Source organism: Arsukibacterium indicum, from assembly GCF_019100565.1.
In the GTDB taxonomy this organism is placed as follows: domain Bacteria; phylum Pseudomonadota; class Gammaproteobacteria; order Enterobacterales; family Alteromonadaceae; genus Alishewanella; species Alishewanella indicum.
Genome location: NZ_JAHRID010000007.1, coordinates 146392 through 158311, shown reverse-complemented (window position 1 = coordinate 158311; position 11920 = coordinate 146392). Strand labels below are relative to the sequence as shown.

Annotated in this window: 12 protein-coding genes; 6 read left to right on the top strand and 6 right to left on the bottom strand. The window is 50.4% G+C overall.

Annotation, left to right across the window (positions count from 1 at the left end; all coding sequences use genetic code 11):
* The first annotated feature begins 97 nt into the window (after window positions 1-97).
* A complete protein-coding gene (locus KQY15_RS14760) occupies window positions 98-1954 on the top strand; it encodes a DNA-binding protein (RefSeq protein WP_217670497.1) in 1857 nt (618 codons plus the stop codon).
* Between the two features lie 24 nt (window positions 1955-1978).
* Complete coding sequence (locus KQY15_RS14755) at window positions 1979-3049, top strand: MBL fold metallo-hydrolase (protein ID WP_217670495.1); 1071 nt, start codon at window positions 1979-1981, stop codon at window positions 3047-3049.
* An 8-nt stretch (window positions 3050-3057) separates the two neighbouring features.
* On the opposite strand, the gene KQY15_RS14750 is transcribed toward KQY15_RS14755, so the two are convergent.
* Together KQY15_RS14750 and KQY15_RS14745 are read right to left on the bottom strand one after the other, a co-directional pair.
* The gene (locus tag KQY15_RS14750) at window positions 3058-3339 is read right to left on the bottom strand and encodes a superinfection immunity protein (RefSeq protein ID WP_217670493.1); all 282 of its coding nucleotides are present in this window, start codon (window positions 3337-3339) and stop codon (window positions 3058-3060) included.
* A 44-nt stretch (window positions 3340-3383) separates the two neighbouring features.
* The gene (locus KQY15_RS14745; protein ID WP_217670491.1) at window positions 3384-4841 is read right to left on the bottom strand and encodes an amidohydrolase family protein; all 1458 of its coding nucleotides are present in this window, start codon (window positions 4839-4841) and stop codon (window positions 3384-3386) included.
* Window positions 4842-5011: 170 nt separating this feature from the next.
* On the opposite strand from KQY15_RS14745, the gene KQY15_RS14740 reads away from it, so the two are divergent.
* A complete protein-coding gene (locus KQY15_RS14740; RefSeq protein ID WP_217670489.1) occupies window positions 5012-5536 on the top strand; it encodes an RNA polymerase sigma factor in 525 nt (174 codons plus the stop codon).
* Complete coding sequence (locus KQY15_RS14735; protein ID WP_217670487.1) at window positions 5526-6119, top strand: hypothetical protein; 594 nt, start codon at window positions 5526-5528, stop codon at window positions 6117-6119. The genes KQY15_RS14740 and KQY15_RS14735 overlap by 11 nt, the downstream gene beginning before the upstream one ends.
* Window positions 6120-6249: 130 nt before the next feature.
* Here the strand turns inward: KQY15_RS14735 and KQY15_RS14730 are convergent, their stop codons facing one another.
* Window positions 6250-7368: an SLC13 family permease gene (locus KQY15_RS14730; RefSeq protein ID WP_254795741.1), complete on the bottom strand. Its 1119-nt coding sequence runs from the start codon at window positions 7366-7368 to the stop codon at window positions 6250-6252.
* A gap of 163 nt (window positions 7369-7531) precedes the next feature.
* Here KQY15_RS14730 and KQY15_RS14725 point away from each other — a divergent pair, with 163 nt between their 5' ends.
* Window positions 7532-7945 carry a hypothetical protein gene (locus tag KQY15_RS14725; protein ID WP_217670485.1) on the top strand — a complete coding sequence of 138 codons (414 nt, stop codon included), beginning with the start codon at window positions 7532-7534 and terminating at the stop codon, window positions 7943-7945.
* Here the strand turns inward: KQY15_RS14725 and KQY15_RS14720 are convergent.
* Window positions 7910-8743, bottom strand: coding sequence for a kinase (locus tag KQY15_RS14720; protein WP_217670483.1), 834 nt, complete (start codon window positions 8741-8743; stop codon window positions 7910-7912). The two genes, KQY15_RS14725 and KQY15_RS14720, sit on opposite strands and share 36 nt — an antisense overlap.
* 39 nt (window positions 8744-8782) lie before the next feature.
* On the opposite strand from KQY15_RS14720, the gene KQY15_RS14715 reads away from it, so the two are divergent.
* Entirely contained in the window at window positions 8783-10090 is a 1308-nt protein-coding gene (locus KQY15_RS14715) for a short-chain fatty acid transporter (RefSeq protein ID WP_217670481.1), read from the top strand.
* Between the two features lie 8 nt (window positions 10091-10098).
* On the opposite strand, the gene KQY15_RS14710 is transcribed toward KQY15_RS14715, so the two are convergent.
* Window positions 10099-10872: a LytR/AlgR family response regulator transcription factor gene (locus KQY15_RS14710; protein WP_217670479.1), complete on the bottom strand. Its 774-nt coding sequence runs from the start codon at window positions 10870-10872 to the stop codon at window positions 10099-10101.
* Window positions 10865-11902: a sensor histidine kinase gene (locus tag KQY15_RS14705; protein WP_217670477.1), complete on the bottom strand. Its 1038-nt coding sequence runs from the start codon at window positions 11900-11902 to the stop codon at window positions 10865-10867. Before KQY15_RS14705 ends, KQY15_RS14710 begins: the two co-directional genes overlap by 8 nt.
* Window positions 11903-11920 lie beyond the last annotated feature (18 nt).

The window sequence follows — 11920 nt, the reverse complement described above, 5'->3', positions numbered from 1 at the left end:
TAAAAATTTAGTTTTACGCCAAAAAAGACTACAGTATGCTTCTTGTGCTGTTTAAAGTTGTTCTGCAAAATCAAAGTAGTGAATCGGATGTATAACTATGACCCAATATAGTGAAGTCAAAAAGATCTGTGACGAATTGCAGCAAGCTGGTAAACCGGTGTCGCTCGATTATCTGTTGGCGAAAGTATCTGGTGCCCAGGCCAGCCTGGTTGTGCACTATCAGAAGTGGCGTAACGAACAGGCTACCCGTACGCCTACCGTCGCCGAAACATCCTTTAGCGAAGATTTTGTCACCGCATTTCAGCGCGAAGCGCAGCAACATGCCAGCAAGCAACTTGAACAGTTAAACGAACAGTTAGCCCAGGCTATTCAGGCTGAAGTCCAGGCCGCAGAGCACAACCAGCAAATACAGAAAGATCTGGAACAGTTACAGCAAAAGCGTTCAGAGCTTGAGGTGAGTCTGGCTCACCAGCAACAGCAACTGGCTGTGCAGGCAGAAAAATACAGTGCCGTGCGCGATGAGCGCGATCAGGCTTTGCAGCATGCAAAAAGTCAGCAGCAAGAGTTGGCAGAGTCAAAACAAATTCAGGAACAGCACCAGATGCAGCTCGATCAGCTGCATAAAGAACTGGAAATTGCGGCTACTGAACGGCAGCAAAGTGAACAGCAATTACAAAAAGAGCTGGAAAAAGCCGCTGCTGATTTGCAAAAAGGCCAGCAACAACTGCAGCAGCTGCAGCAACAGCTTACTGACGTAAATACCAAGCTGGCTGCCAGTGAACAGGCGGCTGCCAAAGCAGCTGAAGAGCTTCAGACACTGCAACAAACAAACGAACAGCTACAGCAAGAGTTGCAACAGCAAAGCGAGCAACACAGTCAGCAGTTGGCTGGTTTGCAAAACCAACTTGCCGAAGCAAGCAAAGAACAGCAGGCGCTGCAGGATAAACTGACCAGTGCGCTGGAGCTGGAACAAAAGCTACAGGATCAACAGCAGCTTAATCAGCAACAACTGCAAGAATTAGAAAAGTTGCAAGGTGCAGCCAAAAAGTATGCAGCAGAGCAGCAACAGAGCAGCAATGAAATTGTTGAGCTGCAAACCATGCTCAGCGAGTTTGAAAACAAACTGCAACTGGCCACTAAAACCGAAATGCAGGCGGTAGCGCAAAGCCGCCGCTTACAACTGCAACTCGACCAATTGCAACAGGCGCAACAAGACGGTGGCCATACTGCTGGTGACAGCACTGCAGACAGCGCTCAGATAGCAGCGCTTGAAGCTGAACGTGATGCAGCGTTACAACAAATTACCGAACTGCAGGCATTGCAAGCCAGTCTGACTGAAGAACGTGATGCAGCGTTAGATCAGGTTGCTATTGAGCAGAAGCAATTGGCAAAATTGCAAAGTAAGCAGCAACCCGATAATAACGCTGAGCTTGAAGCCGCTCTGGCGGCGCAGCAACAACTGGTCGCGGATCACAAAACAGCAATGGAAAGCCTGAAAGCCGAACGGGAAGCGGCCCAGCAGGAAGCCGATACGCAACGTAATCTTGTTGCTGAATTACAGCAGCAAATTGATCACATGCAGCAGGTACAAAGTGAACAAGGCAGTAACCAGCCCGATTTACAGCAACTGGTTGATCAGCTGCGTGCCAGCAATAATATGATGAAAGAGCAAAGCTCAATAACGGCCAATCATCAGGCCGAACAACGGGAAACTATTAAGCAACTGCGGGATGAGTTACAACAGCAACGTGATCAGATGCAGGAAATGCTGGTTGATAAAAACAGCTGGAATAAACAAAAGCAACAACTGGAAGAGCAAGTCAGCTTTGTTAAAAGCAATGCGACAGCCACCATTGAACGTTTAACCCGCTACCGGGAACAGGCGCAGGAAAAAATCGAGAAGCTCGAGCAGAAATTGCGTGACACCCAGAAAGACTCTGCAAAAGCGCATTGAACATAATTTTCCGAATTTTTGCCGATGAGAATTGGTGATGCCTGGTTAGTTACTGTACTCACATTGCTGACACTAAGTATTGGCGGCTGCAGTAGCCGCAATACCGTTACCCAGCTTGCCGGCCACCCTGATAATGCAGCAGAGCTGCTGAAAACCAACCAACCTTTTCGTAATATGTATTACGGTAATATTCCTTATCCGGCGAATTGCGAGCAGGATTGTTACCAGCCTCATCCGCTACTGGCATGTGAGGCACCGGCTGAACAATGCCGTTACACTGGTCCGCAACTGATCCCTGAATTGAAAAGTGGTTTTACAGTGCACTGGCTCGGCCATGCCAGCTTTAGCATTGAAACACCTGATGGTCAGCATGTGCTGCTGGACCCGGTAACCGGGCAGTTTGACTGGCCGGTAAGCTGGGCTGCGCACTTAACGGGGATCAGACAACGAAGTACCACCCCAGAATTCAGTGCTGAACAGTTGCGCCGCACCGACGCTGTACTGTATTCACACCTGCATTATGATCATTTCAGTATCCGCGACATAAAACAGATTGGTACCGACGCACATTACTACTTGCCTTATGGCATGGCTTCATATCTGCCGGCAGGCGGCTACAACGCCACAGAAATGGCCTGGTACAGCAGTGCAGAGCAGGGCAAACTGACTATTCATGCCCTGCCAGCCCGCCATTTCAACAGCCGTACCCTGAATGACGAAAACCGCGCACTCTGGGCTGGCTGGCTGATAGAACACGGCAACAGAAAGTTGTTTTTTGCCGGCGATACCGGCTATTCGCAGCATTTTAACGATATCAGGCAAAAATTTGGTGAAATAGATATCTGCCTGTTACCCATTGCCTCATACCATGGCCCCAATTATCGCGCGGTGCATATGACCCCGGAAGATGCGTTGATGGTTGCCAGCGAGTTGGGCTGTAAAGTAATGATCCCCTGGGGTTATGGTAATGCCAGTTGGCAAATGGGTGATCACAGCTCTCATTCTCCGGTATTGCGTTTGCTGAATATGCAGCAGCAACTGAATAGTCAGGTGCCGCTGCTGATTTTAAATGAAGGAGACAAAGTGGCGTTATAAGCCAGCGCTTATTCCGCCACTGGCGCCAACTTTGCCCTGGCAGCCAGTTTATCGCCCAGTTTTCCGGTAACCGCCCACACACACAGCGCCACCCAGGCGATGACAGAAAAGCCCGCCGGTACATTTAGCAGCGCAATTTTACCAGCATGCCGGCGGTTCAGTAGCAGTGCCAGCAAACTGGGTAGAAACCACACGGCCAGAAAAAACAGGCCAAACAACACCAGAAAAGCCCAATCTGCTTGTTGCCAGGCGCCGGTAAATACTGCCAGATAATTTTGTAAAGTTTCCATTTTTAGTCCTCTTTTTCAGTAAGTTAGTTTTTACATTATTGTGATTAAAGTTCAGTACCAGATAGTGACGCCAGTTGCGCTTTCAGTTCTTCCACCTGCCAGGCTTTGCCTTGCTGCACCACAGTTTGCACAGTACTGAGTGCGCTAAGATCAGTTAACGGATTGGAATCCAGCACAATAAAGTCGGCGACAAAGCCCTCTGCCAATTGTCCGGTATCGGTTAAACCCAGGTGACGGGCACCGCCTACGGTCGCCAGTTGCAATACCTGCCAGTTTGTCAGGCCTGCTCCCTGACTAAGTTGCAGTTCGCGCAGATAAAAGGGCCCGCTGGCAACGCTGTCGGTACCAATGGCCAGCGGCACACCGGCGTCATACAGCCGTTTAAATAATTGCTGTACTTTGGGTAATTGCTGCTGTGCACTGGCGAAGTCTGCCGCTGTCCAGTCATAGCTGGGAGCCCCCATCAACGCGCGCCAACCCTTTCTTGTTTGCGGGTGAAAAACCCATAACTCCGGCTCGGGATATAATGCTTCCAGCTCACGGGCGAAATAAAACAATTCGTTTACTACCAGGGTAAGATCGATCCGGGTTTGCTGTTCTGCCAGGGTGCGGATCAACTTCTGTATCGGCTCACTGTCATAGTCAACATGTTGGAACCAACTATAAATAAACCGCTGATTCATTGGGTTTTTACGCTCTGATAAATAGGCAGCTCTGGCTTCGCCGGTTAGCAGCTCGGCACTGGTGGGCAGCGCATGGGTTAATATATTAATTCCCAGATCAGCCGCGAACTGCCAGCTGACACTGTCCAGATGCGCCACCGTTTTCAGGCCCGCCTCGCTCGCCAGACGCACCCCCATAGCAACTTCATTTTTATTAAGCCCCGTATACAACTTAATGTAATCTACCCCTAACGCTTTCTGTCTGGCTATTTCTGCCCGCCAGCTGGCCTCATCTTTCGGATGAACAGATCCCCCCAGAATCGGTGTAGGCTCAAAGATAAAGCCGGCATAGCTCAGATTTGGGCCAATCCAGTTCCCCTGTTGCTGCTGGTGCACATATTCTGCATTGGCTTCAGGCTCACCTGCCGGGCTGAATGCTGTGGTAACACCGGTAGCTAAGGTACTGATCGCATGATAACGGGTAAGCTCACTGTGACCTTTCATTGTCAAAACCGGCTTTCCTTCCAGCATTTCAACCCTGGCCGGGCCGGCGGTCAGGTGCAAATGGACATCAATCAGGCCAGGCATTACGTACTGGTCCTGCAAATTAATTTGCTTTGTTGCCGCTGGTAAGCTGCCGTCAGCCTGCTGCTGGCCCATTTGCACTATGCGGCCATCTTTTACCAGCAACCAACCATCTGTCAGTTGTTGTTCAGTGGCGGGGTTTAATAAGGTGGCATTGTGATACAACACAGTGTGCTGACTTGAATTTGCCACTGCTGCACCGGCCGATAGGCTTAACAGGGTAGCGATAACAGATAACGAAAAAATTTTATTCATGATTTTGCTCCGACTTTATTGAGTTGTTGCAATCTAAGTCGTGGTCTTTCTGGCAGCTGTTACAAAAAATTTTTATTTTTTTTATGTAACACTTTGCCAACTCCGGCAGACTTACCAGTGGCTTAGTGATAACGTTTACCCTAAATAAGACATTGAACAGTGGGGCTTTTTTGACTCTATCCAATTCAGGCACAGCCACACCGGAGCAGTTTTTACTGCAGCTATGGCAACAAAATCATGGCGCGATCAGCCGCACCCTGATGGCGTCTGAAGCAGACCCGGCGGCACGGCAGGATTTAAAGCAGGACATTTTTCTGGCGCTGCATCAGTCGGCGGCAAGGCTGCAGGCTGCCGAACTGCCACGCGCCTATCTGTTCCGGATTGTGCATAACGTAACAGTTGATCATATTGCCCGGGCAACGCGCCATAAATGGCAACCTTTAGATGACGAGATACAACAACATTTGCTGGATGATTGCCCTTCGGAGCAGCTGGGTGAACAACAGCAAAGCCAGCAGCTGATGCAGGCTGTCCGGCGTTTGTCGCCTGCCAACCGTCAGGTGATATTGCTGGCGATGGAAGATTTGGATGCACCAGAAATCGCAGAGATCCTGCAGATCAGCCACGGTGCGGTAAGGGTGAGGCTTAACCGCGCCAAAACAGAATTGATGGAGTTAATGCAAAATGGCCGATAATTTTGACTTTTCCGCCCTGGCAAAAAGCTGGCAACAACAAGTCACTCCCGCTGAAAACATGCCAGATGAGGCAGATTTAGCCCGGGCCCGCCAGCGCCAGCGCGAGCAGAAGTTGTTGATGCTTGGTGAATGGCTGGGGGCAGTAGTTATGGCTGCAGCCGCCTGCTGGTTAGTCGTAACGATGCCGGATGCGCTGGGGTATCTGGCAGCAGTATTTCTGGCGCTGGGCGCGGTCAGCACCATGTATATCAGCTGGCAGGTACACCGGCCAATTCTGGCCTATGACAACTGGAGCAGCAGCGGCTTACTGCAATTTCGTCGTCGCGCCTGTCAGCTAAGCTTACGCTACTATCGCTACACCCAGCTAAGCTGCCTGGCCTTACTGCTGTTTACTGCGGCCCTTTGGCTGTTGCGTTGGTGGCAACCGGCTACAGCCTCTGTTGACTTGTTGATGTTCTACAGCCTGATTGTCTCGCCACTATGCGTATTTGCCATATACCGGTTGCAACAAAAAGTGCGGCAAAAAACCGCTGAGCTGACGCACTTGAAGGCACTGACCGAGGATTTTGAAAAGAGCGAATAACCCTGGCCGGATTAAACATAAGTAAGGTTGGAATTCCCGATAGCACAGCCAGAGGCGTTAGGCAGGATTGACCAGTGTAATTGCTGTGACGAGCGTAACGGGAGTTGCAACCGATCTGATTCTAAGCGGCTTAAAGCAATAGCCATCCCAACAACAGGCTAAGCAAAAACACCGGCAGTGACCAGTAATGAAACTCGCGCCAAAGGCCGGGCTGTCTGCTTAGCCTAAGCGCAATTAAGTTGGCCAGCGAACCAATAGCCAGACCAAAGCCACCAACGCTGACACCCCAGCTCAGGCCTCGCCAGTCATCGGTAAAATGCTGCAGGAATATCGCCGCCGGTACATTGGAAATAAGTTGTGATAGTAACGCTGCACCTGTATAGCTAGCATCGGGCAACGCCATTAGCTGCGCCCCCAATCGCTGCAAAAACGGTAACTGCGCTAACAGGCCAAGGTCGATAAACATCAGCATAAATGCTAACAGCAATAACCAGTCGATCTCCATTACGACACGGCGCTTAAATAATGCATATGCCAGCAGCACCACGAGCGCTGCCTCGGGTGCCAGCTGATACTCCATTGCCAGAATAAACAGCGGATAGCCGGCCAGTGACCAGCCAAATAATCGCCGGTTATCGTCGCTGTTACTATGCGGCACCGCAATACTGAGCTTGTGTGAGCCAAAAGCTACGCCGCTCAATAACAAAATCAGCAGCAATAAACTTAGCGCTAACGGTGCCATCATCAGGGTAAACTGCCAGAAGTTGTAACCGGATGCCTGCCATAACAATAAGTTTTGCGGGTTACCGATTGGGGTTAACGCAGAGCCGGCATTGACCGCCAGCGCCAGAAAGATAATCAGCCGGCCCATAGCCACCCCGGTCAGTCGACCAATAGTTAAGGTAACAGGCAGCAAAATAAATAACGCCACATCATTGGTAACGATGGCAGACAGCAGCGCTGCGAATAGTAGCATTAACAATACTAACATCCGTTCAGAATGGCAGCGAGGCAACAACCAGGCGGCAAACCGCGCCAGATAACCACTGTCTTCTAATGCCCGGCTGAGCATCATTAAGCCGGCCAGCGCAGTGACGGTTTGCCAATCAACCAGGGTGACTAAACCAAGTGGCCGCGTTGGCTGAGACCACAACAACAACGGCAGCAGTAACAGTAGCGCCAGCAATAAATAGTCTTCGGTAAGACGGGACAATACCCGGCGGATAAGCGGCATACTGACAAGACTCATTGACTGCGTTCTGGCGCTATTCTAGCGCTTAAGTGCCGGACTGTATCGCAGATTAAACTGTAAGCCGGTTCCCACCAAAAAATTTAGGTTTTCTGTCCAGGGAACTAGGCATGCAGAAATAAAACCGCTAATGTAACGTCTTTGTAAATAACAAGGATAAGCAATGAAGTTCTGGTCGCTGTTTGCTGTACTATTTCCTGTACTAAGTATGCCTGCTTTTAGTTATGAGCCTGATCCAGAGCAAGTGTTACGCTTTGAGTCGTCACCTTTTCAAAATGTCCAACTAAGTTGTGAGCGCGACAAACACATTGTGCCTAAACGCAGCGAACTGCAGCTGGATAATTACGCCTTACTGGCTGCCGATAATGGCGAACGGGTGGCCATTGTTACCCTGACAAACACGGCCGGTGGCCAGCGGATATTTAACCAGGATCATATATTGGCGGTTATGGCTGACTGTGCCCGGCTATTTCCACAGGAGTTTGAAATACGGCTGGCGCCGCGTCAGCAAACCACCTTGCAAATACACTTTGGCCGCACCTTACAACCGGTGTTGCAGCTTATCAGTAGCCAGTAGCGTTGGCTGATGATCAGTGTCCAGCTGCACAATAACATCGGCGACGCCAGGCAGCTGCTGCCAGCTGGCCTGAGTTAAGCGCTGAAATGGCAACATAAAGCGGGCCAGCTCAGTGTCTGTCATACCGCTGCCTCGCTGCTGCCACAGTTGTTGCTCCTGTTTGGCCCGCCAGCGGCAGATGCATTCCCAGTCGGGCGCATTAAGCCAGATTAGCGGTTTCAGTAAACGCCAGTAATCCGCGTAATCCGCAGCCAGCCGGGCATTAACATAACTGCGCCAGCGGCCATCAGCATCTGCCGTAGCTTCCAGTTGATTTAACGGCGGCGCCAGCTCAGCCTCTGTTTGTGGACGCACACCTAAGCACCATCCCTCGACAATCAGTAAATCCAGCTGCTGCGCCGGCAAGCTCGCACCGGGCTCGTCCAGCGCTTTATCAAACTGCGGCAACACTACCGGCCTGCCCGCCAGCACCGTCTCAGCATCAGCTATCGCCTGCTGAATATCGTGCGTACCCGGCACGCCCCGTTGGTGCAGCATTGGATGAACCTGTAGTGCCAGTTGTCGGCGCTGAGCTTTATTCAGGTAATAATCGTCCAGCGACACAGTGGCAGCCTTAATACCCAGCGCTGAAAATTGTTGCACCAGCATCGCCGCCAGAGTGCTTTTACCGCTGCCCTGAGCGCCGCTGATGCCGATAACTGCCGGCCCCTTATATGCAAAACAGAGCTTAGATTGCAGTTTCTGCACTAACTGGGCTAAGGTTGTCTGATAATCTGTGCTGGCGCGAAAGTCAGCCATCTGAAACCTCCGGATAACGATAATAACAATGAGTTTACTATGCTAAATACCGCAGCCAAACCCTTAGTTAAACTGGTCGACCGTTACCTGCCCGACCCATATATTTTTGTGTTACTGCTTAGCATAGTGGTGTTTACTGCCGCTGTGCTATTTGAGCAACAATCGCCATTGCAGGTACTGCAACATTGGGGCAATGGCTTCTGGGGCCTGCTGAGTTTTTCGATGCAAATGTTGCTGGTGCTGGTTACCGGTTTTATGCTGGCCAGTACGCCACTGGTTACCGGCCTGCTGAACCGCCTGGCAACGCTGGCTAAAACGGCCGGCCGGGCCATTATTCTGGTAACAGTGGTGTCCTTAATGGCCAGCTGGCTTAACTGGGGCTTTGGTTTAGTGGTTGGTGCTTTATTTGCCAAAGCACTGGCCCGCCAGGTCAAGGTAGACTACCGCTTGCTGGTAGCAAGCGCCTATTCCGGTTTTATTGTCTGGCATGGCGGCTTAGCCGGCTCAGTCCCCCTCACCATTGCCACACCTGGCCATTTCAGCGAGGCACAAATTGGTATTATTCCAACCAGCGCCACCATTTTTTCCGGTTTTAACCTGCTGCTGGTCGCCCTGCTGTTTATCGCCATACCGTTGGTCAATTACCTGATGCAACCCAAAGCCGGTGACAGTGTGTATGTTGATCCAGCTAAATTACAGGACGAGGTATTGCCACAGAGCAGCAATGACCGCCCGGCCGATAAACTGGAAAACAGCTTGCTGCTGGCCTGGCTGGTGGGCTTTGCCGGCCTTGCCTATCTGCTGCAGTATTTTAGCAGCGGCGGCGGCTTAAATCTGAATATCGTTAATTTCCTGTTTTTATTTCTGGCTATCGTATTGCACGGCACACCCAAGCGCTTATTGCACAGCCTGCAACAGGCAATACAGGGTGGTGCCGGTATTGTGATTCAGTTTCCGTTTTATGCCGGCATTATGGCGATTATGGTGCAGTCGGGCCTGGCACAGAGTATGTCGCAGTGGTTTGTCAGCTTTGCCAGTGCCGAAACGCTGGCGTTCTGGAGCTTTATCAGCGCCGGTATCGTCAATATTTTTGTGCCCTCCGGCGGTGGCCAGTGGGCAGTGCAGGCCCCTATTATGTTACCCGCTGCGCTGGAACTGGGTGCTGACGTAAACCGGATTGCGATGGCAGTGGCCTGGGGCGATGCCTGGACCAATTTAATTCAGCCGTTCTGGGCACTGCCAGTGCTGGCAATCGCCGGCTTAAAAGCCAAAGACATTATGGGCTTTTGCCTGCTGCAGCTGGCTATTAGCGGGGTGATTATCAGCCTGGTACTCAGTTTTGTCTGACGAAAAACCTACAAACCCAGCCATCGGTTAAATTCGCTGGTGCGGCTTTGGCTGGTTTTAAGTTGCACGCCAGAGCTTAAAAAAACCGACAAAGTATTTTTACAATAACGCTCTAACCGCTCGATGTACTTAGACTGCACCAGTTCGCTGCGGTTTAGCCGGAAGAAACGGGCCGGGTCCAGCGCGGCTTCAGCGGCTTGCAGCGAACTATAAGGCAAATAATGCCGCTTACCTTTACTGTCAAAAGCCATAATCAGGCTACCATCGGCCTGAATATAGACAATATCGTTAACATCGAGAAAGTAAATCTGTTGCTGTTGGCGGATGGGAATACGACTGACAAAAGTAGTTTGGCTGCCGGCCAGGCTAGCAAGCAGTGCCTGTAGTTGCGTTAAGGTGCCTTGCTCAGCCGGTTGTGCTGCGGCGGTTAGCTGGCGGAATTTGCGCCAGGCTTGCTGCAGTTGGTCTGTATTGTATGGTTTAAGTAAGTACGCAATGCCATATGTATCAAAAGCGGGCAGCATATAGTCATGGTAAGCGGTAATAAAAATTATCGGACAGGTTGGTGGACACCGCTGATAGCTTTGAAATACGTTACCATCTGTCAGTTCAATGTCTGAAAAAATCAGATCAGCCTGGCCGGCACTTTGTAGCCAGTTATCGGTTTGTGCCACAGAACTAAGCTCGGCAACCACGGTTAGCGGGTCGGGTAGCTCTTGCAGCAATCGTTTTAGTTTATTACGTGCCAGCGGCTCATCTTCAATTATCAGCACCTTAAACATGCGATTGCTCCCTGATCAGCGGCAGACGGACCGTAAATTGCTGTCCATCCTGGTTTATATCGATATTTTTACCGGTAAGAAACAACCATTGTTTGCTCAGATTGGCTAAACCAACGCCATTACCCAAGGCTTTGTGCGGTTTTGGCTGCAGCGGGTTACTCACCTGCAAATAGTCATGTTGCAACGTAATACTAACCTCCAGCGAACCGCTATTGTGTAGTAATGCGTTTTCTAACAACAGTTGCAAACTAAAAGGTGGCAACAAATAGCCCGGTGCCAAAGGCTCATTAGTTATCGTTAGCTGGTAACCTTCACCCAGCCGTTGCTGCATTAACCTGAAATATTGCCGGGCAAACTCCAGTTCCTGCGACAATGGCACCAGTTGCAGCTCTGCATGTTGCAACGACAAACGATAAAGCTGCGCAAAAGCATTTAAATAGTCACTGGCTTGTCTGCCATCAACTGCTATCAGCTCATCTAAGGTGTTTAACGAATTAAATACAAAATGCGGATTGAGCTGGGCTTTTAACTGCTGAATTTTTAACTGGGCCAGCTGCTCGTTGTAATCGGCTACTTGCTGGCGGTACCGCTGTGCCTGCTGATAATGATAGTAAGCCAGATAAATTCCGGCATACAGCACACTATCTACCAGATGGTTTACATTACTGTGTAACAAAGTCTCAGTATTAAAGTTACGGGCCACATTACCAAACAGGCTGGCTATCAGCAGGCCAACACCATTGGTAAACAACAGGTAACACAGCAGCGTAATAGCAGCAATACTCAGGTATTGTGGCCAGCCAGCAGAGGACTGTGGTTTAGTTTGCAAGCGGTTTAGCCAGAACCGTACCAAACTGAAAATAACCAGCGCGGCCAGAAAATTGGCCAGCGGGCCTTCCGGGGTAAAGGTATACCAGGACAACATACCGGCGCGTACCCGGTTACTGATCACCAGAAAGTAGCTGAATATAAACACCAGCAGTAAAAACGTGCGGTCGACCTGCAGATAATTGAAATATCGTTGCAGCATAGGGTTTGCATTATCCTT

Excerpts from the sequence above, each read along its gene's own strand:
- KQY15_RS14760 (WP_217670497.1), top strand. The coding sequence starts at position 98 with ATGACCCAATATAGTGAAGTCAAAAAGATCTGTGACGAATTGCAGCAA.
- KQY15_RS14755 (WP_217670495.1), top strand. The coding sequence starts at position 1,979 with ATGAGAATTGGTGATGCCTGGTTAGTTACTGTACTCACATTGCTGACA.
- KQY15_RS14750 (WP_217670493.1), bottom strand. The coding sequence starts at position 3,339 with ATGGAAACTTTACAAAATTATCTGGCAGTATTTACCGGCGCCTGGCAA.
- KQY15_RS14745 (WP_217670491.1), bottom strand. The coding sequence starts at position 4,841 with ATGAATAAAATTTTTTCGTTATCTGTTATCGCTACCCTGTTAAGCCTA.
- KQY15_RS14735 (WP_217670487.1), top strand. The coding sequence starts at position 5,526 with ATGGCCGATAATTTTGACTTTTCCGCCCTGGCAAAAAGCTGGCAACAA.
- KQY15_RS14730 (WP_254795741.1), bottom strand. The coding sequence starts at position 7,368 with ATGAGTCTTGTCAGTATGCCGCTTATCCGCCGGGTATTGTCCCGTCTT.
- KQY15_RS14725 (WP_217670485.1), top strand. The coding sequence starts at position 7,532 with ATGAAGTTCTGGTCGCTGTTTGCTGTACTATTTCCTGTACTAAGTATG.
- KQY15_RS14720 (WP_217670483.1), bottom strand. The coding sequence starts at position 8,743 with ATGGCTGACTTTCGCGCCAGCACAGATTATCAGACAACCTTAGCCCAG.
- KQY15_RS14715 (WP_217670481.1), top strand. The coding sequence starts at position 8,783 with ATGCTAAATACCGCAGCCAAACCCTTAGTTAAACTGGTCGACCGTTAC.
- KQY15_RS14710 (WP_217670479.1), bottom strand. The coding sequence starts at position 10,872 with ATGTTTAAGGTGCTGATAATTGAAGATGAGCCGCTGGCACGTAATAAA.
- KQY15_RS14705 (WP_217670477.1), bottom strand. The coding sequence starts at position 11,902 with ATGCTGCAACGATATTTCAATTATCTGCAGGTCGACCGCACGTTTTTA.